This is a genomic window from Mesorhizobium sp. P2_D1, from assembly GCF_056404455.1.
The window spans coordinates 310,112-333,819 of record NZ_JBFUDZ010000001.1; the positions used below are offsets into that span (position 1 = coordinate 310,112).

Below are 23,708 nucleotides of genomic sequence, written 5' to 3' on the forward strand. Positions count from 1 at the left end.
GTCGCTTGGGTGAAAGAGCAAGCTGCGTTTTATGGGCCCTGGTAAGAGCTAAAACGGCTTGACTACAACCAGGATCACGATTGCGATCATCAGTAATGTGGGGATCTCGTTGATCATCCGCCAGTGCCGGACCGGCTTTTCGTTGCGATCCTCGGCAAATTTGCGCACCGCGCCCGCCAGATAGCCATGAACGGCGGACAGCAGAAGCACCGCACCGATCTTGGCGTGCAGCCAGCCACCGTGGAAACCAAAGCCTTTCCAGGCGAGCCACAGACCGAAAACCCAGGTGGCGATCATTGCCGGATTGATGATGCCGCGGAGCAGGCGGCGCTCCATCACCTTGAAGGTCTCCGACTGCACCGAGCCCTTCTCGGCATCCACGTGATAAACCAGCAGCCGGGGCAGATAAAGCATGCCCGCCATCCAGGAGATGACGGCAAGGATGTGGATCGCTTTCGCCCATGGATAGAAGCTGTCGGGCGCGACGAAAAACAGAAGTGCCGTGAGAACGACCAGCACGGCGATGCCGATCATCATTCGCATCATTGCCTGGCCGGTGCTGTTGGTGATGCCAGTGCTGTTTGAATCAGTCATCAGCGGGTCGCGCTCCTCACCAGTTTCACCATTGTCTCGACATGCGCTATCGGCGTCTCCGGCGTGATACCGTGACCGAGGTTGAAAATCAGCGGCCCGTCTCCCAGCGTTTTAAGGATGGCCTCGACACCATCGGATAGGGCTTTGCCGCCAGCAACGAGCCGCAAGGGATCGAGATTGCCTTGGACCGCACCCAAGCGCTGCAAATCCTTCGCCGCCACCAGGGGCACCGTCCAATCGATCCCCAGGGCCGTTACTCCGGTCTTCTGACGATAGGTCCGGTACCGCGCACCAGCCCCCTTGGGAAAACCAATGATTGGAACATCGGGATGAACCGCCCGGACCCGGCCAACGATCTCGGTCACCGGCTGAACGCAGAACAGGTCGAACGATGCATCATCGAGAACGCCCGACCAGGAATCGAAGATCTGCACCACATCCGCACCGGCCTCGATCTGGCGGATAAGATAGGCGGCCGAATGATCGGCAAGCACTTTCAGCAAATGTTGAAAGGCTTCCGGCTCGCGATAGGCAAACAGCCGCGCCGGCCCCTGGTCGGGCGTGCCATGGCCGGCAATCATATAGGTTGCCACCGTCCAAGGCGCGCCGCAGAAGCCGATCAGCGTTGTCTCATCGGGCAGTTTTGCCCGCAGCCGGCGGACCGTCTCGTAGACCGGTTCGAGATTCACGTGAAACGTTTTGCTTTCCAGAGCCGCAATCTCTGGCGCCGTGATCGGCGTCAGCAGCGGGCCGCGCCCCTCTTCGAAGCGTACGTCCCGGCCAAGCGCGTGCGGAACGACGAGGATATCCGAGAACAGGATCGAGGCATCGAAGCCGAAGCGCTCGATCGGCTGCAAGGTCACTTCGACGGCAAGGTCGGGATCGTAGCAAAGGTCGAGGAACGAACCGGCCCGCCGGCGTGTCTCGCGATATTCCGGCAGATAACGCCCGGCCTGACGCATCATCCAGAGGGGAGGCGGAAACACCGTCTTGCCCTTCAGGACGTCCAGCATGATCCGGTTCTGGGGCATCGAGCGCTCGCTTCTCCAAGCCTCTCTATAATCAAAGATTCTTATATCTAAGATTCTTCTGATTCTAAGAGTCTGTTGGTTGTGGTGGTTGTCACCTGTCCCGCTTTGCCCGCAAAAACACCAGCTAGCATATTGTCGCGCGCTCGCCTCTCCAGACTGTAGGGTTCTGGGGAAAGTCCGGAATCCATGACTGGAGTCAAGGCGTTAGGAACCGCAGGGAAAAGCCGTCCCTGTGGACAGGCGAGAGACAAAAGACGCCGTCCCCAAACTTGTCCCCAGCCGTCCGGCGAAGCTGACAGTGCGACGAATTGTGGACAAACTGCCATCTGATACAGTCACCCGTGACCGGCCCGTCTTTCCATCCCGCTTTATCCACAGCCGCCCACAGCCTGGAGTGACCCCTTGTGAACAAACCCCAGAGCTTCTTCCACCTGCATCTAATTTCCGACGCGACCGGCGAAACGCTGCTCGCCGCCGGTCGGGCGGCTTCGGCGCAATACAAGGACGCGCGGGCCATCGAGCATATCTACCCGCTCATCCGCACCGAAAAGCAGGTGGCCAAAGTGTTCGAGGACATCGAGGAGGAACCGGGCATCATCCTCTATACGGTCGTCGACCAGAAGCTGGCGCGCGGCATTGACGAGCGCTGCGCGACCATGGGGCTGCCCTGCGTGTCGGTGCTGGAGCCGGTGCTGACCGTGTTCCAGTCCTATCTCGGCACGCCGGCCGGCCGCCGCGTCGGCGCCCAGCATGTTCTCGACGCTGAATATTTCCGCCGCATCGACGCGCTCAATTTCACCATGGAGCATGATGACGGCCAGCTGCCGGCCAATATGGACGATGCCGACATCGTGCTGATCGGCATCTCGCGCACGTCGAAGACGCCGACGAGCATCTATCTCGCCAACCGCGGCATCAAGACCGCCAATATCCCGATCGTGCTCGGCGTGCCGGTGCCGGAGAGCCTGGTCAACGCCAAGACCCCGCTGATCGTCGGGCTGATCGCCACCGCCGAGCGCATCTCGCATGTCCGGCAAAACCGCATCCTCGGCAACAGCAGCACTTACGAAGCGAGCGACTATGTCGACCGCGCCGCCATCACCGAGGAGCTCGCCTACGCCCGCCAGATCTGCACGCGCCATGGCTGGCCGATGATCGATGTCAGCCGTCGCTCGATCGAAGAAACGGCAGCGGCGATCGTTGCCCTGCGCGGCAAGTCGAGATAAATGAGCGAAAAGTGAGTTTTCCGAGTCTTCTCCAGGCGAAATCTAGCCGAAAGTCGGTGCTGCCCCTCACCTGCCTGCCGGCATCCCCTCCCCGTATAGTGACGAGGAGAGGGGCGCTGCCATCGATAATTTCGCCAATCGCCAGCGGTGCTGGAAGCAGCGCCGGCGCTGAAGGTGCCCCTTTCTCCCCGTCACTATACGGGGAGAAATGTCCGGCAGGACAATGAGGGGCAGCGCCCACTTTACCGACTAGAGCTGCTCATACTCCAACCGCGCCTGTGCCTGCGCCCGAGTGCAAAATGACCGAAAAAATCATCCTCGCCTCTAGCAGTCCGTTCCGCAAGGCGATGCTCGTCAATGCCGGCGTCGATGTCGAGGCGGTTGCGGCCGATGTCGACGAGCGGGCGCTCGAGGCGCCCTTGCAGGACAGCGGTGTCTCGCCCGAGGATGTCGCCCTGGTGCTGGCCGAGGCCAAGGCGACCGAGGTCAGCGGGCGCCGGCGTGGTGCACTGGTGCTCGGCTGCGACCAGACGCTGTCGCTCGGCGACGACGTGTTCCACAAGCCGGCCGACATGGAGGGCGCGCGCCGTCACCTGCTGGCGCTGTCGGGCAAGACCCATCAGCTCAACAGCGCCGCCGTGCTGGTCCGCGATGGTCAGGTGCTGTGGCGGCATGTCGGCATCGCCAGCATGACCATGCGCAAGCTCGACCCTGCCTTCATCGGCCGCCATCTGGCTCGTGTCGGCGCCAAGGCGCTGGCCAGCGTCGGCGCCTACCAGGTCGAGGGCGAAGGCATCGAGCTCTTCGAGAAGATCGAGGGCGACCATTTCACCATTGTCGGCCTGCCGCTGCTCCCGTTGCTGGCCGAACTTCGTGCCCTTGGAGCGATCGATGGCTGAGGCGACCAAAAAAGCTTTCGTCACCGGCCATCCGATCAAGCACTCGCGCTCGCCGAAGATCCACGGCCACTGGCTCGCCCAACATGGCATCGTCGGCAGCTACCAAGCCATCGACGTGGCGCCGGAGGACTTTGCTCAATTCCTGGCGACGCTGCAGGCGAACGGTTATCGCGGCGGCAATGTCACCATTCCGCACAAGGAGGCGGCCTTTGCGCTGGTCGACCGGCGAGACGAGGCGGCCGAAGAGATCGGCGCTGTCAACACGCTGTGGTTCGAGGACGGCATCCTGTGGGGCGGCAACACCGACGGTCACGGCTTTGCCGCCAACCTCGACGATCACGCGCCGGGCTGGGCGAGCAACGGCCCGGCGGTCGTGCTTGGCGCCGGCGGCGCCTCGCGCGCCATCATCCATGCGCTGAAGCAACGCGGTGTCGCCGACATCCGCATCGTCAATCGCACGTTGGCCCGGGCGCAGGAATTGCGCGATCGCTTCGGCGTCGGCGTTACCGCGCACGGCATGGCGGCGACCGGCGAACTGCTTGCGGATGCCGGTCTGCTGGTCAACACCACGGCGCTCGGCATGCACGGCAATGAGACCCTTGCCGCCGATCCCGCCTTGCTGCCGGACCACGCCATCGTCAACGACATCGTCTATGTGCCGCTGGAGACGCCGCTGCTTGCCGCGGCCCGCGCAAGGAAGCTGAAGGCCGTCGACGGTCTCGGTATGCTGCTCAACCAGGCCGTGCCCGGCTTCGAGCGCTGGTTCGGCGTCAGGCCGCAGGTTACGGTTGAATTGCGCGCGCTCATCGTGGCCGACCTGGTGCCGAAACCATGATCGTGCTCGGCCTCACCGGCTCGATAGGCATGGGCAAGTCGACGACGGCCAGGATGTTTGCCGAGGCCGGCGTCCCGGTTCATGATTCCGACGAGGCGGTGCATCGCCTCTATGCCGGCAAGGCCGCGCCCTTGGTCGAAGCGGCCTTTCCCGGCACGACGGACGTTGGGGTGGTCGATCGCGCAAAACTTGGCGGGCGCGTGCTTGGCGACGCCACCGCGCTGAAGCGGCTGGAGGCCATCATCCACCCGCTGGTGCGCGCCGATGCCGATGCCTTCCTGGCGCGCAACCGGGCCGCCGGAGCGCCGCTCGCGGTGCTCGACATTCCGCTGCTGTTCGAAACCGGCGGCCGCAACCGCGTCGACAAGGTCGTCGTCGTCACCGCCGCGGCCGAAGTGCAGCGCCAGCGCGTGCTGGCGCGACCGGGCATGACCGAGGAAAAACTGGCATCGATCCTGGCCAAGCAGGTGCCGGATGCGGATAAGCGTCGTCAGGCCGATTTCATCATCGACACCGGACAAGGGATGGACGCCGCCCACGCGGCGGTCAAAGCCATCATTGCGGATCTGACCGGGGATAAGTCAAGGAATGCCATCTCATGACGCCAGGCCGTCAGCATTGCCCATTGCCATTTTGTTCCGGTCTTATGATTCTGCTCGCCTGGAGCGACTGATTCGATGCGTGAGATCATCTTCGACACGGAAACCACCGGCCTCGATTCGCGCGACGACCGCGTCATCGAGCTGGGCGGCATCGAGCTGGTCAACCGCTTCCCGACCGGCAAGACCTTCCACTACTATATCAATCCTCAAGGGCGGCCGATCCACGCCGAAGCGCAGGCGGTCCACGGCATCTCCATGGCGGACCTCGCGGGCAAGCCGACCTTTGCCGAGATTGCCGAGGAGTGGCTGGCCTTCATCGACGGCGCCAAGCTGGTCGCCCACAACGCCACGTTCGACGTCGGTTTCCTCAATGTTGAATTCGGCCGGCTGGGCCACCCGGTCATCGACAATGGCCGTGTCGTCGACACGCTGGCGCTGGCGCGCCGCAAGCACCCGATGGGCCCCAATTCGCTCGACGCGCTCTGCCGGCGCTACGGCATCGACAACACAAGGCGCACCAAGCACGGCGCCTTGCTCGATTCCGAACTGCTGGCCGAAGTGTATATCGAGCTGATCGGCGGCAAGCAGGCTGCCCTCATCCTCGACAGCGCCACCGCGCCGGCTCGGGGTAACGAGAATGTCCGCCAAATTGAAATCACCATCAGCCAACGCCCGGCCCCCTTGGCGCTGCGCCTGACCGAAGCCGAGCGCGCCGCGCACGCAGGCATGGTCGCCACACTCGGCGAAAAGGCGCTGTGGTTGAAGGTTCTTGGGAACTAGCGGCAAATTGGAGACCGGTTGGGAGCGAGATACCATGATAAACCTTGGAGGTTAGCCCTTCTCGCGTTCGTCATCCTAGGGTCTCCGCAACGTCGCTTCGCTCTTGCTCCGCCCTAGGATGGCGAAGGTATAGAGTCTCAGGCCAATCGCAGATGTTCGAGACTGACGCTTAAAGTCTCCATCTAAGACAAAAAACCCGGCGCGAGGCCGGGTTCTTCACAATCCAAACAAAGGCAGGCCTCAGCTCACCTTGACGTTCGACGCGGCCTGGTCTTCCGCCAGTTTCTGCTGGAACATCTGCGCGAAATCGATCGGGTCGAGCATCAGCGGAGGGAAACCGCCATTGCGCGTCGCTTCGGCGATGATCTGCCGGGCGAAGGGGAACAGCAGGCGCGGGCATTCGATGAACAGGATCGGCAGCATGTGTTCCTGCGGGAAGCCGCTGATCGCGAACACACCGCCATAGATCAGCTCGACATTGAACAGCACTTCCTGGTCGAAGGAGGCCTTGGCGTTCAGCGTCAAATTGACGTCGAACTGCTTGTCGGAGAGCGGGTTGGCGTTGACGTTGACGTTGATGGCGATGCCGGGCGCCTTGTCGCGGCCGCGCAGCGAGTTCGGCGCGCCGGGGCTTTCGAACGACAGATCCTTCACATACTGCGCCAGGACGTTGAGCGACGGCTGTGCCGCATTGCCGTTTCCGTTGGCTGCGCCGGGCGCCGCGTCATCTTTGCTTGCCATAAGCCTTTGTCCTCTTGCCTGGGCAGCATCGCTGACCGAATTGAAATCGGGCGTTCGCTACCATGGTCGGCATGACAAGACAAGGTTTGCCACCTTATGCATGTCGCCCAAAAGTGCGCAGCGGTTTTGGGACGACGACATGCATCAAAGCAAAATTTCAGGTGCGCTTCAAACGCACGTCGCCTTGCTCAGGCCTATTCGTCCTTGAGGCGGCGCCAGGGAGAGTTGTGGTCCGGTCCGCGCGCATAGTCGTCGCTGCGCGAATAATCGCCATCGTCGAGGTCGATGGTCTTGTCGCGCTGCCGGCCGCGGAACCCGCCGGTGCTGAAATTGGTGGCCAGCACGACGCGGCCCTTCAACGCCCGCCAGGCGAGATCCCGCACCGGCGGCAGGAACAGCAGCAGGCCGATGATGTCGGTGATGAAGCCGGGTATGATCAAGAGGATCGCCGCTAGCACGATCATCGCGCCATGCGCGAGCTGGCGGCTCGGATCGCGGCCGGCGTCCATTTCGGCCCGGATCCGCGTCATGACGCTGAAACCCTGGTGCCGGAGCAGCAGCGCACCGGCGATGCTCGATGCCAGCACCAGGCCGACCGTCGCCAGGGCGCCCACCTGGCGTCCGACAACCACGAAGCCGGCGATTTCCAGCAGCGGCAGCGCCAGGACAAAAAGGGGAAAGAACGAAATGCGCAAGTCTTGCCAACCCTTTTCGATCGTTTTGGCCGTTGGCGATCAATCGCCGCTGGCACTGGGCCTGTTAGATAGGTATGCCTGCCTTTGATTTGAATGATTGCGCCTTGCGTTCTATATGCTTTGAATGTTGAACGCTATGAGACCGTACCCCTCGGGGCCGGCGGTCCGGCTACAAGGCAGGGATTGATTGGCGGAAGATATGGGATTCTTCGACTTCGGCACGATTTTCTTCCTGATTGCGGCAGTGGTCATCTTTTTCCAGCTGCGCAATGTGCTGGGCCGACGCACCGGCAGCGAACGGCCGCCGTTCGACCCCTACACGGCCGCCCGCAGCGGCGACAAGGATGCCGCGCAGAAACCTGAAAACGTCGTCTCGTTGCCGCGCAAGCGCTTGCCGGGCGAGCCTGCGGCCGAGACTTATGCGGCGATCGACGCCTTCGCCAAGCCCGACACCGACCTCAACAAGGGATTGCGCACGATCAAGGACAACGATCCGTCCTTCGAGCCGAAGAGCTTCGTCGACGGCGCCAAGATGGCTTACGAGATGATCGTCATGGCCTATGCCGACGGTGACCGCAAAACGCTGAAGAACCTGTTGTCGCGCGAGGTTTATGATGGCTTTGTCGCCGCCATCGGCGAGCGCGAGGCCAAATCGGAAAAGATCCAGTCCTCCTTCGTCGGCATCGACAAAGCCGACATCGTCTCGGCCGAGATGAAGGGTGGCGAGGCGCATGTCACGCTGCGTATCATCAGCGAGCTGATTTCGGCGACCCGCGACAAGGCCGGCGCCGTCATCGACGGCGACCCGGAAACCGTCGCCGAGGTCAAGGACGTCTGGACCTTCGCCCGCGACACGCGCTCACGCGATCCGAACTGGAAGCTCGTCGCCACCGAGGAAGAAGACTGAATCCGGTAGAAGTGGCGAGGCTCCGGTGTCGCTATCGCCTCTTTTTGTCGGGAAATCCTTCGGCGCCTTGCCCGGCTGGGATGAGGACGACCATCTCTCTGCCTTCGCGGCCTTTCGCCGTTCCGCTTTCCATGTCCTGATCAAGCCCTATCGCAGCGGTTCGCTTGGTGTCGACTTCAACGCCTTTGCCGAACCCTACGCCGAGGCCCGCATCGTTTCGCCGGCGAATCGGTCGCAGGCCCGCGACTTTTTCGAGCGTCATTTCATCCCGATGAATATCCGCGCCGAGAATGGCGGCTCCGGTCTCGTCACCGGCTTCTACGAACCGCAAGTCGAGGCATCGCCGGTGCGAACGGAGCGGTTTTGCGTGCCGCTGCTGTCGCGCCCGGCCGATCTCGTCGATATCGACGAGGCCAATCGGCCGCCCAGCATGGACCCCTACCTCGCCTTTGCCCGCCACACGCCGCATGGACCGGTCGAATATCCCGACCGCGGCGCCATCGAGCGTGGCGCGCTTGACGGCAAGAGGCTGGAAATCGCCTGGCTGGCCGACAAGGTCGATGCCTTCTTCATCCATGTGCAGGGCGCGGCCAGACTGAACATGACCGACGGCAGGCTCCGCCGCGTCACCTACGCCGCCAAATCCGGCCAACGCTTCACCGGGCCCGGTAAAATCCTCAGCGAAATTGGCGAGATCCCGCTGGAAAAGGTGACGATGCAGTCGATCCGCGCCTGGTTCAAGGCGCACCCGGACCGCGTCGACGAGATCCTTTGGCAAAACCGCTCCTACATCTTCTTCCGAGAGGCCGATGTCGAGGACGCCGCCCTTGGCCCGATCGCCGCCGCCAAGGTGCCGCTGACGCCGGGCCGCTCCATCGCCGTCGACCGCCTACTGCACACATTCGGCACGCCGTTCCACATCGATGCGCCGTCGCTGACAGCTTTCGACGCAAAACCGTTCCGGCGCCTGATGATCGCGCAGGACACCGGCTCCGCCATCACCGGGCCGGCGCGCGGCGACCTGTTCGCCGGCTCGGGCGATGCGGCAGGCGAGATCGCTGGCGTGGTGCGCAACGCGGCCGATTTTCATGCGCTGATCCCGCGTGCTCTCGTTCCGGGTGCGAATCGATGACCCGGCGGCGAGCCAGACCGAGCGAAGCCGAGCTCAGCGAGGACGACCGGGTGCTGTGGAACCTGGTGGCGCGCACGGCCAAACCGCTCAAGGGCAGGATGGCCATCGACATCCCCGATATCCCGGCCGAGGCCAAGCCGATGCAGACGCAAGCGGCCCAGCCCGTTGCCAACCAGGCAGGCGCGGCAAAGCCGAAGACGCAGCATGTCGCGCACGCACTCGACGAACCGACGCTGGACAAGCTGTCGAAGGGACGGCTGCCGATCGAAGGCCGCGTCGATCTGCACGGCCTGACCCAGGACGAGGCCTATTCGCTGCTGTTCTCGTTCCTGCACCGGGCGCATGCCGGCGGCATTCGCTACGTGCTGGTCATCACAGGCAAGGGTTCGTCCTCCGGCGGCGACGGGGTGCTGCGGCGCGCCGTGCCCGCCTGGCTGTCGACGCCCGCCTTCCGGCCGCTGGTCTCCAGCCACGACCATGCCGCCCGCAATCATGGCGGCTCCGGCGCGCTCTATATCCGGCTGCGGCGGCACCGCGCATGAGGACGCGGGCATGACGCCGTTCGGCGAGAAGCTGCGGACGCTCAGAAGCGAGCGCGGTGTCAGCCAGAAAGATATGGCGGCCGCGATCGGCGTCAGCGCCGCCTATCTGTCGGCGCTGGAGCATGGCAGGCGCGGCGCGCCGACCTGGACGCTGATCCAGAAGATCATCGGCTATTTCAACGTCATCTGGGACGATGCCGAGGAACTGGCGCGGCTGGCCGAGGCCTCGCATCCGCGCGTGAAGCTCGACACGTCGGGCCTTAGTCCCGCCGCCACCGAGCTTGCCAATCTCTTGGCCGAGAACATCGAGAAACTCGACGAAGCGGAACTGCGCCGCATTACCGCCTCGATCCGCGCGGCTCTGGGCCGGCAACCGTAGCGAGGCCGGAGCCGCGAGTTTTACACGCGCGTCCGCTTTTGCCTGAAGAGCTCCCCGCCGGCGGTCCGCTGCGTCGAGATCATTTCTTGCCGGCCGCGCCGCCCTTATCTCCCCGGCCGCCATTGTCATTGTGGCCTCGACCACCGTTTCCACCGCCCAGACAGTTCGAGTCGCCATTGCTGCAACAGCGCCCGCCCCACAGGTCGTTGGTCGATGTCTTGGCGCAGCCTGGAATGGTCTGATCGGCCAAAGCGGATCCGGCCAGGGCCGATACCGCGACGGCGGCGAGAAGGGTATTTCGCAAAAGTGCAGTCATCTGAAGTCTCCATGGTTTGGTTTCTATCCACGGCCATGTGTCGTCGGCCGGGAGGGAATGGTTCATGGAGAATGCGGAACTGTTGGAAGCGTGAAGTGCAGGGCTTGTAACGCCGCGCCGCCCCTCATCCGCCTGCCGGCACCTTCTCCCCGTATAGTGACGGGGAGAAGGGTGATCGCCGCGACGTTGGCGCCATATTGCTACGACGACAATTGGCGTCACTACACGGGGAGAAATGTCCGGCAGGACAATGAGGGGCGGCGCCGAGTTCCGGTATCTGCCGAAGGGAGCTGAAGACGCGTGTTCTACTGAACCGAACCGACCAGGACCTGCTGGCCGCCGCGGATCGAGACCCAGCGGCCGGTGTTGTCGATCGCCTGCCGCTTGAGGAAGCGGTAGCCGGTCTGGTCCCACGACTTGACCTTGTCGTTCAGATTGTCGAGCACAAAGTCGCCCTTGTCGGTGCGCACCGTCAGTACCGCATGGCCCTCGCCGTCGGTCTTGCGCACGACGGTGATCAGAAGGTCGGCAAGCGTGATGCCCATGCGCGAAAGCTGGCGCCGCTTCTCCAGCACATAGTCCTCGCAGTCGCCGACGCCCTTGTCGGGGTAGGCCCAGACCTCGTCCTTGCCGTAGATTTCCATGTCGCTCATCGGCTTGACGGCGGCGTTGACCCTGGCGGTGACGTTGATCAGCTTGCGCATCAGCCCGTCGGTCATCGCGGCCGGCGCCAGATTGCTGGGGCGGATCGAGCATTCGCCCGGATGGAGCTTGCAAAAATCATAGTGGCCGATCGGCTGCGAGGTGAGGCCCCCGGTCGCCATTGCTCCAGCCGCCAAAGCCGGTGCCACCCAGCCTCCCGTTGCTGCCAGCCCGGCCGCTACGTACACGCGCAGCCTTCGCGCCATCGATGAGGATATCATTGTCCCCGTCCACCCTTAGTTATTAACGAAAGGTTAAAGGGGATTTACAGTCCGTGTCAATTACGACGACGGTCGGATTGATAGCATGGTTACCCGAGGGGCAGGACAGCGGCACTTGTGCAACAGAATCGCTGCACAGAATTGGCCGGCTGGCCAGCCAATTTGCCCGGATTTTCGCTGCGGCGACCTATCTTTTGGCGACGCGGACCAGCTTCGGCTTCACCGCAACGCGGTTCTGGCGACCATAGCTGGTGATGAAGTCGACGATGCGCGGCACGATTTCGGAGCGGAAGCGCGAGCCGTTGAACACGCCGTAATGGCCGACCGCCGGCTGCATGTAGTGCGCCTTCTTGTCGGCAGGGATGTTGGGGCACAGATCGTGCGCCGCCTTGGTCTGGCCCAGGCCGGAAATGTCGTCGTTCTCGCCTTCGACCGTGAACAGCGCGACGTTGCGGATATCGAACGGATCGATCCGGGTGCCGCGACGCGTCATCTCGCCCTTGGGCAAGGCATGGCGCACGAAGACGGTGTCGACGGTCTGAAGGTAGAACTCCGCCGTCAGGTCCATCACAGCCAGATACTCGTCGTAGAAATCGCGGTGCTTCTCGGCATTGTCGCCATCATGCTTCACCAGGTGCATGAAGAAGTCCTTGTGGGCGATGATGTGGCGGTCGAGATTCATGCTCATGAAGCCTGACAGCTGCAGGAAGCCCGGATAGACCTCGCGGCCGAAGCCCGGCACCGGCCACGGCGCCCGCATCACGACATTCTCGCGGAACCAGTCGATGCCCTTTTCCTCGGCCAGGAGATTGACCGCGGTCGGGTTGCAACGGGTGTCGATCGGCCCGCCCATCAAGGTCATGGTCGAGGGCACGAAAGGGTCGCCGCGCGTCTCCATCAGCGCCACGGCCGCAAGCACCGGCACGGAAGGCTGGCACACCGCCATCACATGGGTGTCGGGGCCGAGCGCGTGCAGCATGTCGATGATGTAGTCGATGTAGTCGTCGAGATCGAAACTGCCGTCGGCGAGCGGCACCATACGGGCGTCGACCCAGTCGGTGATGTGCACGTCGGCATAGGGCAGCATCGCTTCGACCGTGCCGCGCAGCAGCGTCGCATAGTGGCCCGACATCGGCGCCACGATCAACAGCTTCGGATCCGCCCGGCGCCCGGCGGGCACGGCGCGTTCGAAGCGGAGGAGATTGCAGAACGGCCGCGACCACACGGTCTTCTCGGTGACCTCGACGCTCTTCCAGTCGACCACCGTCTTGTCGAGGCCGAATGTCGGCTTGCCGTAGCGGCGCGTGGTGCGCTCGAACAGTTCGGCGGTCGCGGCGACCGAGCGGCCCCATGATGTATGCGAAAACGGATTGAGCGGATTGGTGTAGAACATTCGCACCGCGTCGGCATAGAGACGCGCGGGCTGCATGGCGGCGTGGTTCATTTCATAGAGCTGGTAGAACATCGAGAACCCCGCTGCTGCCTGCGACTGAAGGGACGACGAGCAGCGTCATGCCTTGAATGTCTCGCGGGGAAGTTAACAACTAATTGCTGCGATGCAATACGTCATGTGGCGTGACTAACGCTTCTTTCGTCCAAAGCCTTGAAAATCCGGCCTGAACGGCGCAGCCGGCTCACTGTGCGGCGCGAAGTGTGTAAGAAATGTGTCTGGCCCTGCGCCGGACACCCGACCATGATTCCCGAAAAGTGGATTGCGGTTTTCTCGGACAAACGGAAAACCGTTTTGTCCAGAGATCATGGTCCGGGCAATGGCAATATCAGACGCGCGCCATGCAGACGGCGGTATGGCCGGAACCGATGAAGCCGAGCTGGCCGGCGGCACCCTTCGACAGGTCGAGCACGCGACCCCTGATGAACGGGCCGCGATCGTTGATGCGCACGATGACGCTGCGGCCGTTGTTCTGGTTGGTCACCCGAACCTTGGTGCCGAAAGGCAAGGTACGATGGGCTGCGGTCATCGCCGACGGGTTCATGCGCTCGCCCGATGCGGTTTTGGAGTGCAGGGCGTACCAGGAGGCACGGCCGCACTGGCCGGCGGCGGCTGCCGAAGATGCGCCGGCCATCAGGCCAGCAACCAGCGTTACCGCGACAAGCGCGGTCTGTTTTGTCGTATTCATATTTGGGGGATGGCTCCGTTTTTGACAGTCCCCAGCCGTTAGGTGTCGAATAAGGCGTGAAATGCGGCAATCATCTGGCGGTTCCATGGCAGTGGCACACGTTTGGAGTCGCCGGGTAACAGTCTGTTAGGGATTTTCGATAGGCAAATGATCAATTGGCGATGATCTTCGTGCCGACTACAGCGACTTGTTTGACAAGATCGACCGACAATATCCAAGTAGAGGCCGAAGCGTTCGGGCCATTTCCTTTGGCTCTTTCATCGCGCCCACCACGCCGCAACCGATCGACTTCGAAAGGGAGATCCGTCAATGAGACTGACCAAAAATCTGCTGGCGTTGATCGTGCTTGCCATCGGAGCGCTGTGGTCGCTGCAGGGCATCGGCGTGGTCGGCGGCAGCTTCATGACCGGCCAGTCGCAATGGCTCTATACCGGCATCGTCACCATGCTGGTCGGCATGGCCGGGCTGGTATGGGCAAATCGTTCTACAGGGTGAGTTGCCCTTCACTGCGACCAGTATTGCCAGGCCCAGTAAAAACTTTCGTCACGCGGCGGCAGGCGGTCGCGCCCGGCGTCCCAGCGCACCGGCGCCGGCGATCGCGGGCCATCCTCTTTTGTCCGTTTGTCATTGGACGCCAGGCCCAGCAGCCAGGCGCCGAAACGGCTGAACAGCACGGCGGTGGAATGGGTCATCGTCATTCTCCCTTTTGCGATCATTCCTTTCCCGCCTTGAGGTCGTCGGCCATGACCGGGCCGAGGAAGGCGGCACCGGCAAGGGCTGCCGACGAAAGCAGGATGATGCGTCGCGAAAAGGTGGACATGAAGGGCTCTTGGAAAGAGAAAACCGGAATGCCCTATGATAGTCCGCTAATTCTATCGCTCTTGTAGAGTTAAATCCTTCCAGCCAGGACGGGCTTGTTAGAATAAATGCATTGGTGGTGCGGTGCGGCAGCGGACAAGCGGGCTGTCCTTCGAGATTGATGAAGCCCACCAGCTTCCATGCCGTGATGCCAGAGCCCCGCTACGATGCAGAAGAGAAGGAGGGGATGGCGACAGAACGGACGTTGATCCTCCTCCGTTGCATTCTTCGACGGATGTCACGGCATGGATCCTCGGGTCTCCGCGACGGAGCTTCGCTCCTGCTCCGCCCGTGGATGACCAAGTCGGGGGCCGCCTCAACAGCTTGGACGCAGGGAACGAACGAGAATTCCCGCCGCGACCATCTCCAGGCAAATCCATACCTCAAACAGCCGTGGATTTAAAAACCCGTTCCGCGTGTTCGAGGGTAAGTATAGTAATCTTATCGACATTGGGAACTGGAGGCGACGATGAGCGGCCACCGTATCGCGATGATCGCTGACAACGCACATGGGCCGTCAAAGCCGTGCGGCTATGTCCCTGCGGGCACAAAAGCCTGCCAAAATGGCTATTGCGCCTGAAAACGAAGCAAAATCAACAGCTGCTGGCTTGTACATCATGTCACTAGAATTTATGTGTCGTGGCAGCTTGGACGCGGCGGGGTCGCACGTCGGGCGTTTGGCAACCGATGGTTTCGCGCCGTCGCATGACAGAGAAATTTTGATTTCATGCTCACGAAAAAGGGCAAGTACGGCCTCAAGGCGCTCGTACACCTCTCGCGACTGCCGGCCGGACAGCTCGCTTTTGTCAACGACATCGCCACCGGCAACAACATCCCGAAGAAATTTCTCGACGCCATCCTGGGCGAGCTGCGCAATGCCGGTTTCGTCCAGAGCCGCAAGGGCAAGGAGGGCGGCTATCGCCTGGCGCGGCCTGCCGACGAGATCAAGGTCGGCCACGTTGTGCGCGTGCTCGACGGGCCGCTGGCGCCAATTCCTTGCGCCAGCCGCACCCAGTACCAGCGCTGTGAAGATTGCAACGAGGCGACATGCCAAGTCCGACATCTGATGCTCGAGGTCCGGCAGGCGATCGCCGAGGTGCTCGACCAGCGCAGCCTCGCCGAAATGCGCGACATGGCTGTCGACGACCTGCCGGTGGTGGTGAAGGTCCAGGCCTGACGCGCGCACTTCGCACGAGGCCGGGCGCATGACCGGGCGCGCCAACTCGATCATCATTGTCGGCGGCGGCGCCAGCGGCGTCGTGATGGCCGCGCATCTCCTGAAATCGCCCAATCCCGATCTGCGCGTCACGCTGATCGAAAAGCGCCCGCATTTCGGCCAGGGCATCGCCTATTCCACGCTGCTGTCGGCGCATGTGCTGAATGTCAGTGCCGCCGGCATGAGCGCCTATGCCGACGATCCCGGCAATTTCTGGCGCTGGCTGTTGGAGCGCGGCCTGGCGACATCGGACCAGGCGCCGGTCTACGCGCCGCGCAGCCTCTATGCCCGTTACCTCAAGGAACTGCTCGACGAGCTGGAAACGCGCGAACGCGAAACCGGCCGGTTGCGCCTGATCCGTGAGGAGAGCCTCTCGATCACGCCGACCACGTCCGGCGTCGAAGTTGCGCTCGCCAACGGCACCAGCGTCGTCGCCCATCTCGTCGTGCTGGCCACCGGCCATGACGAGGAGCCGGCGCAGGGGCATGCGATCAGGATGGGCTCCGAAGCCGACACGGCACTTGCCCCCGACAGCCGAGTCATGGTGCTGGGCACCGGCCTCAGCATGGTCGATGCCTTCCTGTCGCTGGAGCAGCGCGGCCATCGTGGCGACATCGTCGCGGTGTCGCGGCGCGGCCTGCTGCCGTCGCCGCATCGCAAGGGCAATCCGATCAAGCTCGACGTCGCCGACATTCCGCTCGGCACGCAATTGTCCTATTTCGTCGGCTGGTTCCGCGACCTGATCAAGGAGAACCAGAAGGCCGGCATCGACTGGCGCGACGTCGTCGACGGCTTGCGGCCGTTCAACCAGAAGATCTGGCAGAACTGGCCCGCATCCGCCAAGCGCCGCTTTGTCGAGCACACCAAGGCCTGGTGGGACATCCACCGCCATCGCATGGCGCCCGAAGTCTATGCCCGCGTCACCGAAGCCGTGCAATCCGGCCGCATCCGCCTGGTCGCCGGGCGCGTCGTCGACATCGCCCGGAACGGCGACTTCAAGGTTCAGATCCAGTCGCGCCACACGCAGCGCCTCGAAACCTTCGAGGTCACCCGCATCTACGATTGCTCAGGCATCGTCAGGGACATCTCGACCTCGTCGAACAGCGTCGTGCGCTCGCTGGTCGACCGCGGCCTGGCGCGGCCGGACCCGCTGCGCATCGGCCTCGACGTGTCAGCCAATTGCGAGATCATCGCCGGCGACGGCGGCGTGTCCGCCAAGATTCTGGCCGTCGGCCCACTGACGCGCGGCACCTTCTTCGAGATCGACGCCATTCCCGACATCCGTGTTCAATGCGCCAGGCTGAGCAAGCGATTGCTGGGCTAGGAGCCTAGCCGCCCAGCGCCTCGCAAACGGCGCGTGCGGTCTCGGCGCCTGAAAAATTCTGCTGGCCGGTGATCAGATTGCCGTCTCGCACGGCAAAAGGCCGCCACAGTCCGGCCTGGATATAGTTGGCGCCGATTGCCTTCAGCTCATCCTCGATGCGCCACGGCATCAGATGCTTTCCGCGCTCGAGCGCGCCCATCTCCCAGGTTGCCTTGTCGGCAAAATCCTCCTCGGCATTGGCGAAGCCCGTCACCGTCTTGCCGGCCACGAGCAACGATCCGTCCGCGCGCCGGGCATAGCGCAGCAGCGCGGTCCCGTGGCACAAAGCGGCGGCAACCTTGCCGGCTTCATGGAAGGCGACGAACGTCCGTTGCAGGCCTGTCGCGTGCTCATAGGTGAACATCGGCGCCTGGCCGCCGGCGACGACAATCGCGTCGAAGCTTTCGACCTCGATCTCCGCCACAGGCCATGTGTTGTCGACCAGGGCGCTGAGTTTCGGGCTCGATATGAAGCCGAGCGAGATGAGGTCGGTCTGCGAATAGCCCGATGGATCGCGCGGGTCGCTCAGCGCATCGGCCTCGCATTTGCCGCCATTGGGCGAAAAGATCTCCACCGCATAACCGCGTTCGGTGAAAGCGAACCACGGGTGGGTAAGCTCGCTCCACCAGAAGCCGACCGGCCACCCGGTCGTGGTCGAGAGTGCCGGGTTGGCGATGACGATCGCCACGCGCTTCGGGTTCTTCGCATCGACCGGATTGGCGTCCCGCACGCTCATCGCCGCTCTCCCTTTGAAGGCCTGCTGCCGACTGATACGGACGCGGCCCTGCGCTGCCTAGCTGGCCAGATGGCCTGGCAAATTCTGCTTCCGTCGCTGCCGGGCCTTGCCTACCATGCGTGCATGACCCAACGCGGTAGGCTTTACGGCTGCCCGGTCGAGTTCGCGCTCGATGCGCTCGGCGGCAAATGGAAGACGGTGATCCTGCCGCGGATCAAGCAACAGCCGCTGCGCTATTCCGAACTGCGGCGTACGATCCCGTCGCTGTCCGACAAGATGTTGACGCAGCGGCTGGCCGATCTCGTCGACATCGGCTTTGTCGTGCTGGAGGCGTCGCCCGATGGCAAGGGGCGCTACACCTTGACCGACCGCGGCCGCGATCTGGCAGCCACCTTGCAGGCGCTCTATGACTGGGGAGACGTGCACGGACGCGCTGTCGGCGTGCGCTTCCGCACCGAGATCGAGGCCTAACAAGGCGCCTATCTCCCAGCGGCGAGCGCGCCGCAAAAACCCGCGACATCGGTAATGATGGCTTCGCCAAGAAAGCCCAGCGTCGCCATCGAGCGGTCGCGCGCTTCCCGGTTGCCGAAGCCGCAGGCGTCCTCGATCACCACCGCCACGAAACCATTGTCGGTCGCCTGCCGAACCGTCGGCTCGATGCCGATTTCCATCGTCACCCCGGCGAGCGCGACGGCACCCACCCCGCAATCGTGCAAGGCGAAGCTGAGCGCGGTGGAATCGAAGGCCGACATGGTCAGCTTGTCGAACACGGCCTCGTCGGCGCGTGGCGCCAGTTCGGGGATGATTTCCGTGGCCTCGGCATCGCGCGGGAACCACGGCTCGACCGTGTCGGGACTGTCGCGCCGCTGCCAGGCCATGGCGGTGCGCAGCTGGGTTGCGCCCATCCATTTGCGCGGCAGGGACAGATGGCGCGTGAACGCCACCCGCATGCCCGCCGAGCGCGCCGCTTCGAGCGCCATGCCGGTGCGTTCGGCGATCGCTGCCGCCCCAGTGATCTGGCGACAGATGCCGACCTGCATGTCGTAGATCACCAGCGCCATGCGGCGCGGATCGCACCAATCCGCCAGGCTGTTTGGCATCTCGATCCCTTCGCTCGACCGGATCATGCGACCGTCCGGTCCCAGGGTTGGGCGATGTCGACGCTGGGATCAAACAGATATTCGAGCGGCAATGGTGCGGCGTCGAAGGCGAGAAAATGCCATTCCAGCAGTCCGGCCTTCGACAGCGGAAAATCGTCTGTGTAGCGCCTTGCCGCCTCGACGCTGTCGAGCTCGAAGACGATGATCACACCGCCGACATCGGCTCGTGCGTAGTTCTCGCGCACGATCCCCGCCTTCCAAAGACGCCAGACGTTCGAGACCTCGTCGCGCAGATAGGGTTTCAGATCGTCGATGGTGACGCCGGGTTTGAAATTGTCATAGGCAATGATCTTCATCGAAGGTTTCCCTGCGTTTGGCCCCCGACGCCATCAGCGCGACCGCATCAGGGCGCCTCATGCCTCCCGGCTAGCATGCGGAAATTGCGGCTCGCAACGAACGAGTTGGTGCGTCGAAACGATCGGTGGCCGAGCCGAGGACATCAGTCTGTCAGGGCGGCGCCGCCAGATTGTGGAATGACATTCTCCATCTGGCCGGTTGATTGGCACGATCTATCTTCTTTCCGACTGCAAAGGGCTGGAAAAGAGGATACGCTGCCGCTCTGCCCCGAGGCGGTCGCTTGATCATGGAGCATCGATATGAGCGAGCAGAAGATCGCCGCGGCTGGCAGTGCGCCCCCGGAAAGCGCAACATCCCGCCTGCGTCCACCCTATGCGTCGGTTCTCGACCTGATCGGCCAGACGCCGGTGGTCGAGCTGACCAAGTTCGACACCGGCAAGTGCCGGCTGTTCATCAAGCTTGAAAGCCAGAACCCCGGCGGCTCTATCAAGGACCGCATCGCACTGTCGATGATCGCCGCCGCCGAAAGGCAGGGCAAGCTCAGGCCAGGCGGCACCATCGTCGAGGCAACCGCCGGCAATACCGGCCTCGGTCTCGCCCAGGTCGGCATCCCTAAGGGCTACCGCATCGTGCTGGTCGTACCCGACAAGATGTCGCGCGAAAAGATCCAGCACCTGCGCGCGCTCGGCGCTGAAGTGCGCATGACCCGCTCCGATGTCGGCAAGGGCCACCCCGAATACTACCAGGACATGGCGGAGAAGATCGCCGCCGAAGTGCCCGGCGCCTTCTATGCCAACCAGTTCGCCAACCCGGCCAACCCGCTGGCGCATGAGACGACCACCGGCCCGGAAATTTTCTCGCAGCTCGGCGGCGATGTCGATGCGGTGGTCGTCGGCGTCGGCTCGGGCGGCACGCTGACCGGGCTTGGCCGCTACTTCGCCAAAGTGTCGCCGAAGACCGAAATGGTGCTCGCCGATCCGGTCGGCTCGGTGCTGGCGCCGCTGATCAAGACCGGCAAGATGGAAGAGGCCGGCAGCTGGACGGTGGAAGGCATCGGCGAGGATTTCGTGCCGCCCAATGCCGATCTGTCGCTGGTGAAAAAGGCTTACGCCATCCCTGACAAGCAGAGCATGCTGGCCGTCCGCGACCTCTTGTCGAAGGAAGGCATTCTCGCCGGCTCGTCGTCGGGAACGCTGCTTTCGGCCGCCCTGCGCTATTGCCGCGAACAGACGGTCGCCAAGCGCGTCGTCACCTTCGTCTGCGACAGCGGCAACAAATATCTGTCGAAGGTGTTCGACGATTTCTGGCTGGCCGAACAGGGCCTGGCCGAGCACGAGCAGCATGGCGATTTGCGCGACCTGGTCATGCGCACCCACCGTACCGGCGACACCGTCTATGTCGGTCCCGACGAAAGCCTGCTCAATGCCTATGGCCGCATGCGCCGCTCCGATGTCTCGCAGCTGCCGGTGCTCGACAATGGCAAGCTCATTGGCATCGTCGACGAGAGCGACATCCTCGCCCATGTCGACGGCCCCTATGACGGCCGCTGGGAACGCTTCAACGGCCCGGTGCGCACGGCGATGACCTCCAGCCTGCATACGCTACAGGCCAGCCAGACGCTCGACGCGCTGCTGCCGGTGTTCGACCGCAACGAGGTCGCCATCATCTTCGACGGCGACGAGTTCGTCGGCCTGATAACCCGCATCGACCTGATCAACCATTTGAGGCGCGCACGATGACCAGCCACACACCACCACCATCGGGCAAAAATCGCCTGGCCTTCTCGACGCGGACCATCCATGGCGGCCAGAGCCACGACCCGCTGACCGGCGCGGTGATGGTGCCGATCTATGCCACCTCGACCTATGGCCAGCAGTCGCCCGGCGTGCACAAGGGCTTTGAATACGCCCGCAGCCAGAACCCGACGCGCTTCGCCTTCGAGCGTGCCGTGGCCGACCTCGAAAGCGGAACAGCAGCCTTCGCCTTCGCCTCGGGACTGGCGTCGATCGCCACCGTGCTCGAGCTGCTCGATTCCGGCGCCCATATCGTCGCCACCGACGACATCTATGGCGGCTCCTTCCGGCTGATGGAGCGGGTGCGCAAGCGCTCGGCCGATCTCAAGGTCAGCTTCGTCGACTTCACCGACCTTGCCGCCGTCGAGGCGGCGATCCGCCCGGAGACGAAACTGCTCTGGGTCGAAACGCCGACCAACCCGCTGCTGCGCATCGTCGACCTCGAAGGCGTCGCCGCCCTTGCCAAACGCAAGGGGGTTCTCACCGTCGCCGACAACACGTTCTGCAGCCCCTACATCCAGCGGCCGCTGGAGCTCGGCATCGACATCGTCGTCCACTCGACGACCAAATATCTCAACGGCCATTCCGACATGGTCGGCGGCGTCGCCGTCGTTGGCGACAACAAGGACCTCGCCGCCCAGCTGAAATTCCTGCAGAACGCCATCGGCGCCATCTCGGGTCCCTTCGACAGTTTTCTGGCGCTGCGCGGCCTGAAGACATTAGCGCTCAGGATGGAGCGCCATTCCGCCAACGGCCTCAAGATCGCGCAGTGGCTGGAGGCCCGCAAGGACGTGCGCCGGGTCATCTATCCCGGCCTCGCCAGCCATCCGCAGCACGCCATCGCCGTCCAGCAGATGCACGCCTTCGGCGGCATGATCACAGCCGTGCTCGACCGTGATCTTGCCGGCACGAAACGCTTCCTCGAACGTACGCAACTGTTCACGCTGGCCGAAAGCCTCGGCGGGGTGGAGAGCCTGATCGAGCATCCCGCGCTGATGACGCATGGCTCGATCCCGGCCGAGAAGCGGTCGGAGATCGGCATTTCGGATTCGCTGGTGCGGCTGTCGGCCGGCATCGAGGACGGCGATGATCTGATCGCCGATCTGGACCAGGCGCTGGGGGCGTGAGGGCACGCCGCAGCTCGCACGCGTGAATATTCACCAATGTCGGCGCCGCCCCTCATTGCCCTGCCGGGCATTTCTCCCCGTATGGTGACGGGGAGAAAGAAGCTGGCCGCAACGCCGTCGCCATCCTTGCAATGCTGGTGATTGGCGAAACCATTGATGACAGCGTCCCTCTCCCCGTCACTATACGGGGAGAGGATGCCGGCAGGCAGGTGAGGGGCAGCGCCAACCTCTCGCAATATGGGTTCACCACCCCCGTTGACCCCGAACCCCATCTGCCCGAAATGTAGCGCCCCATGGCAGCGCAAGCCCCTCAAAAACCCGCCGAGACGCCCCTCACCTTCGCCGTGCTGGTGTTTCCCGGCTTTCCGATGATGGCGTTCAGCTCGGTCATCGAGCCACTGCGCGCTGCCAATGTGCTGGCCAAGCGGCAGTGCTATCGCTGGATCATCGTCGGGGCGACCCCGGGGCCGGTCGAGGCCTCGAACGGCGTCGTCATCCAGCCGGGCTTTTATGCCGGGGATGCGCCGAAGGTCGACCGGATCGTCGTCTGCTCGGGCGGCGATGCCGACCACCTCGTCGCCGAGGATGCCGCCAGCTGGATCCGCAAAAGCCTGCGCAACGGCGCCCATATCGGCGCGGTGGCGGATGCCGCGTTCTTCCTGGCGCGCGCGGGCCTGCTCGACGGCCATGCCTGCACCTTGCACTGGACCAGCCAGGCCGCCTTCACCGAGGCGTTTCCCAACATCGAGCTGAGGCGCGACCTCTATGTCATCGACCGCAAGCGCTTCACCTCGGCCGGCGGCGTCGGCAGCCTCGACATGATGCTGGAGATCATCACCCGCGACTATGGCGCCGAGCTTGCCGCCGGCGTCGCCGAATGGTTCGTGCACAGCCAGCTGCGCTCCAGCATCGACCGCAAGATGATGCCGCTGCGCCTGCGCACCGGCGTCCAGAACGAGCTGGTGCTGTCGGCCATCGCCATCATGGAGGACGCGGTCGAGGAGCGGCTCGGCATGGCCGAGCTCACCGCCAGGCTCGGCGTGTCGTCCGACAAGCTCGAACGCTCCTTCCGCTCCGAACTCGCCATCTCGCCCAACGGTTACTACCGGCGGCTGCGTCTGAAGCGCGCCGCCGATCTTTTGGCGCATTCGACCCTCGCCGTGCGCGACGTGGCGCTGGCCTGCGGCTTCGCCTCGATGTCGAGTTTTGCCCGGGCTTTTCGCGAGGAGCACGGGCATCCGCCGAAGTTGGCGAGACGGCATTAGGGTGGCGGACTAGGCGCGAGGTCGAGTTCCGACCCACCCGCCAGCGCCCCGCACTAACTGCCAGCGGCATCCCGCATAACCCCTGCGGTTTTCCGCACAATCCTTCCGCCCCTCATGCGCCATGGTCAACCCTTGCAACCCAGCCAAGGCCGC

Annotated in this window: 28 protein-coding genes; 16 read left to right on the forward strand and 12 right to left on the reverse strand. The window is 63.5% G+C overall.

Features of this window, described 5'->3' with window-relative positions:
• Nucleotides 1-48 precede the first annotated feature (48 nt).
• Nucleotides 49-537, reverse strand: a complete 489-nt coding sequence (gene hemJ / locus AC1D0I_RS01500; RefSeq protein WP_477392596.1) for a protoporphyrinogen oxidase HemJ — start codon at nucleotides 535-537, stop codon at nucleotides 49-51.
• A gap of 56 nt (nucleotides 538-593) precedes the next feature.
• Nucleotides 594-1,625 (reverse strand): uroporphyrinogen decarboxylase, encoded by a 1,032-nt coding sequence (gene hemE, locus AC1D0I_RS01505; RefSeq protein WP_477224801.1) that lies wholly within the window; start codon nucleotides 1,623-1,625, stop codon nucleotides 594-596.
• Nucleotides 1,626-2,029: 404 nt separating this feature from the next.
• Here hemE and AC1D0I_RS01510 point away from each other — a divergent pair, with 404 nt between their 5' ends.
• From AC1D0I_RS01510 to dnaQ, 5 genes are all read left to right on the forward strand, one after another.
• Nucleotides 2,030-2,851 (forward strand): pyruvate, water dikinase regulatory protein, encoded by an 822-nt coding sequence (locus AC1D0I_RS01510; RefSeq protein ID WP_095083883.1) that lies wholly within the window; start codon nucleotides 2,030-2,032, stop codon nucleotides 2,849-2,851.
• 299 nt (nucleotides 2,852-3,150) lie between these two features.
• Nucleotides 3,151-3,750: a Maf-like protein gene (locus AC1D0I_RS01515; protein WP_457152998.1), complete on the forward strand. Its 600-nt coding sequence runs from the start codon at nucleotides 3,151-3,153 to the stop codon at nucleotides 3,748-3,750.
• Nucleotides 3,743-4,585: a shikimate dehydrogenase gene (locus AC1D0I_RS01520; RefSeq protein WP_477305521.1), complete on the forward strand. Its 843-nt coding sequence runs from the start codon at nucleotides 3,743-3,745 to the stop codon at nucleotides 4,583-4,585. The genes AC1D0I_RS01515 and AC1D0I_RS01520 overlap by 8 nt, the downstream gene beginning before the upstream one ends.
• Entirely contained in the window at nucleotides 4,582-5,187 is a 606-nt protein-coding gene (coaE, locus tag AC1D0I_RS01525) for a dephospho-CoA kinase (RefSeq protein ID WP_477392598.1), read from the forward strand. The genes AC1D0I_RS01520 and coaE overlap by 4 nt, the downstream gene beginning before the upstream one ends.
• Nucleotides 5,188-5,262: 75 nt before the next feature.
• The gene (gene dnaQ, locus AC1D0I_RS01530) at nucleotides 5,263-5,967 is read left to right on the forward strand and encodes a DNA polymerase III subunit epsilon (protein WP_477392600.1); all 705 of its coding nucleotides are present in this window, start codon (nucleotides 5,263-5,265) and stop codon (nucleotides 5,965-5,967) included.
• 240 nt (nucleotides 5,968-6,207) lie between these two features.
• Here the strand turns inward: dnaQ and secB are convergent, their stop codons facing one another.
• The gene (gene secB, locus AC1D0I_RS01535; protein ID WP_095083878.1) at nucleotides 6,208-6,708 is read right to left on the reverse strand and encodes a protein-export chaperone SecB; all 501 of its coding nucleotides are present in this window, start codon (nucleotides 6,706-6,708) and stop codon (nucleotides 6,208-6,210) included.
• Nucleotides 6,709-6,902: 194 nt separating this feature from the next.
• Nucleotides 6,903-7,403: an FxsA family protein gene (locus AC1D0I_RS01540; protein WP_477392601.1), complete on the reverse strand. Its 501-nt coding sequence runs from the start codon at nucleotides 7,401-7,403 to the stop codon at nucleotides 6,903-6,905.
• Nucleotides 7,404-7,602: 199 nt separating this feature from the next.
• Between AC1D0I_RS01540 and AC1D0I_RS01545 the strand changes: the two genes are divergently transcribed.
• The 4 genes from AC1D0I_RS01545 to AC1D0I_RS01560 are packed head-to-tail and all read left to right on the forward strand — an operon-like array spanning nucleotide 7,603 to nucleotide 10,363.
• A complete protein-coding gene (locus tag AC1D0I_RS01545) occupies nucleotides 7,603-8,310 on the forward strand; it encodes a Tim44/TimA family putative adaptor protein (protein ID WP_184872745.1) in 708 nt (235 codons plus the stop codon).
• A 25-nt stretch (nucleotides 8,311-8,335) separates the two neighbouring features.
• A complete protein-coding gene (gene mltA / locus AC1D0I_RS01550; RefSeq protein WP_477392603.1) occupies nucleotides 8,336-9,442 on the forward strand; it encodes a murein transglycosylase A in 1,107 nt (368 codons plus the stop codon).
• The gene (locus AC1D0I_RS01555) at nucleotides 9,439-9,984 is read left to right on the forward strand and encodes a Smr/MutS family protein (protein ID WP_457152991.1); all 546 of its coding nucleotides are present in this window, start codon (nucleotides 9,439-9,441) and stop codon (nucleotides 9,982-9,984) included. Before mltA ends, AC1D0I_RS01555 begins: the two co-directional genes overlap by 4 nt.
• A 10-nt stretch (nucleotides 9,985-9,994) precedes the next feature.
• Entirely contained in the window at nucleotides 9,995-10,363 is a 369-nt protein-coding gene (locus tag AC1D0I_RS01560; protein WP_477392605.1) for a helix-turn-helix domain-containing protein, read from the forward strand.
• Nucleotides 10,364-10,442: 79 nt separating this feature from the next.
• Here AC1D0I_RS01560 and AC1D0I_RS01565 read toward each other — a convergent pair whose 3' ends face one another.
• The 4 genes from AC1D0I_RS01565 to AC1D0I_RS01580 form a co-directional block, all read right to left on the reverse strand.
• Nucleotides 10,443-10,679, reverse strand: a complete 237-nt coding sequence (locus tag AC1D0I_RS01565) for a hypothetical protein (RefSeq protein WP_184872749.1) — start codon at nucleotides 10,677-10,679, stop codon at nucleotides 10,443-10,445.
• A gap of 305 nt (nucleotides 10,680-10,984) precedes the next feature.
• Nucleotides 10,985-11,602 (reverse strand): transglutaminase-like cysteine peptidase, encoded by a 618-nt coding sequence (locus tag AC1D0I_RS01570; protein ID WP_477392607.1) that lies wholly within the window; start codon nucleotides 11,600-11,602, stop codon nucleotides 10,985-10,987.
• A 187-nt stretch (nucleotides 11,603-11,789) separates the two neighbouring features.
• Complete coding sequence (locus tag AC1D0I_RS01575) at nucleotides 11,790-13,067, reverse strand: polyhydroxyalkanoate depolymerase (RefSeq protein WP_477392608.1); 1,278 nt, start codon at nucleotides 13,065-13,067, stop codon at nucleotides 11,790-11,792.
• 313 nt (nucleotides 13,068-13,380) lie between these two features.
• Complete coding sequence (locus tag AC1D0I_RS01580; RefSeq protein ID WP_457151069.1) at nucleotides 13,381-13,740, reverse strand: septal ring lytic transglycosylase RlpA family protein; 360 nt, start codon at nucleotides 13,738-13,740, stop codon at nucleotides 13,381-13,383.
• A gap of 309 nt (nucleotides 13,741-14,049) precedes the next feature.
• On the opposite strand from AC1D0I_RS01580, the gene AC1D0I_RS01585 reads away from it, so the two are divergent.
• A complete protein-coding gene (locus AC1D0I_RS01585; protein ID WP_095083869.1) occupies nucleotides 14,050-14,235 on the forward strand; it encodes a hypothetical protein in 186 nt (61 codons plus the stop codon).
• Nucleotides 14,236-14,243: 8 nt separating this feature from the next.
• Here the strand turns inward: AC1D0I_RS01585 and AC1D0I_RS01590 are convergent, their stop codons facing one another.
• Nucleotides 14,244-14,432 (reverse strand): hypothetical protein, encoded by a 189-nt coding sequence (locus tag AC1D0I_RS01590; protein WP_477392610.1) that lies wholly within the window; start codon nucleotides 14,430-14,432, stop codon nucleotides 14,244-14,246.
• A gap of 893 nt (nucleotides 14,433-15,325) precedes the next feature.
• Here AC1D0I_RS01590 and AC1D0I_RS01595 point away from each other — a divergent pair.
• Both AC1D0I_RS01595 and AC1D0I_RS01600 read left to right on the forward strand, forming a co-directional pair.
• The gene (locus AC1D0I_RS01595) at nucleotides 15,326-15,775 is read left to right on the forward strand and encodes an RrF2 family transcriptional regulator (RefSeq protein ID WP_477392611.1); all 450 of its coding nucleotides are present in this window, start codon (nucleotides 15,326-15,328) and stop codon (nucleotides 15,773-15,775) included.
• Nucleotides 15,776-15,803: 28 nt separating this feature from the next.
• Complete coding sequence (locus AC1D0I_RS01600) at nucleotides 15,804-17,138, forward strand: FAD/NAD(P)-binding protein (RefSeq protein WP_477392613.1); 1,335 nt, start codon at nucleotides 15,804-15,806, stop codon at nucleotides 17,136-17,138.
• Between the two features lie 4 nt (nucleotides 17,139-17,142).
• Here AC1D0I_RS01600 and AC1D0I_RS01605 read toward each other — a convergent pair whose 3' ends face one another.
• Nucleotides 17,143-17,913 carry a type 1 glutamine amidotransferase domain-containing protein gene (locus AC1D0I_RS01605; protein ID WP_477224809.1) on the reverse strand — a complete coding sequence of 257 codons (771 nt, stop codon included), beginning with the start codon at nucleotides 17,911-17,913 and terminating at the stop codon, nucleotides 17,143-17,145.
• Nucleotides 17,914-18,036: 123 nt separating this feature from the next.
• Between AC1D0I_RS01605 and AC1D0I_RS01610 the strand changes: the two genes are divergently transcribed.
• Nucleotides 18,037-18,384: a winged helix-turn-helix transcriptional regulator gene (locus AC1D0I_RS01610; protein WP_477392615.1), complete on the forward strand. Its 348-nt coding sequence runs from the start codon at nucleotides 18,037-18,039 to the stop codon at nucleotides 18,382-18,384.
• 8 nt (nucleotides 18,385-18,392) lie between these two features.
• On the opposite strand, the gene AC1D0I_RS01615 is transcribed toward AC1D0I_RS01610, so the two are convergent.
• Entirely contained in the window at nucleotides 18,393-19,040 is a 648-nt protein-coding gene (locus AC1D0I_RS01615; RefSeq protein ID WP_477392617.1) for a cysteine hydrolase family protein, read from the reverse strand.
• Entirely contained in the window at nucleotides 19,037-19,369 is a 333-nt protein-coding gene (locus AC1D0I_RS01620) for a hypothetical protein (RefSeq protein WP_477305543.1), read from the reverse strand. The genes AC1D0I_RS01615 and AC1D0I_RS01620 overlap by 4 nt, the downstream gene beginning before the upstream one ends.
• Nucleotides 19,370-19,669: 300 nt before the next feature.
• On the opposite strand from AC1D0I_RS01620, the gene AC1D0I_RS01625 reads away from it, so the two are divergent.
• The 3 genes from AC1D0I_RS01625 to AC1D0I_RS01635 all read left to right on the forward strand — a co-directional run bounded on the left by AC1D0I_RS01625 (nucleotide 19,670) and on the right by AC1D0I_RS01635 (nucleotide 23,555).
• Complete coding sequence (locus AC1D0I_RS01625) at nucleotides 19,670-21,109, forward strand: pyridoxal-phosphate dependent enzyme (RefSeq protein ID WP_477392619.1); 1,440 nt, start codon at nucleotides 19,670-19,672, stop codon at nucleotides 21,107-21,109.
• A complete protein-coding gene (locus tag AC1D0I_RS01630) occupies nucleotides 21,106-22,290 on the forward strand; it encodes a trans-sulfuration enzyme family protein (protein WP_477392621.1) in 1,185 nt (394 codons plus the stop codon). The genes AC1D0I_RS01625 and AC1D0I_RS01630 overlap by 4 nt, the downstream gene beginning before the upstream one ends.
• A 293-nt stretch (nucleotides 22,291-22,583) precedes the next feature.
• A complete protein-coding gene (locus AC1D0I_RS01635) occupies nucleotides 22,584-23,555 on the forward strand; it encodes a GlxA family transcriptional regulator (RefSeq protein ID WP_477392622.1) in 972 nt (323 codons plus the stop codon).
• Nucleotides 23,556-23,708 lie beyond the last annotated feature (153 nt).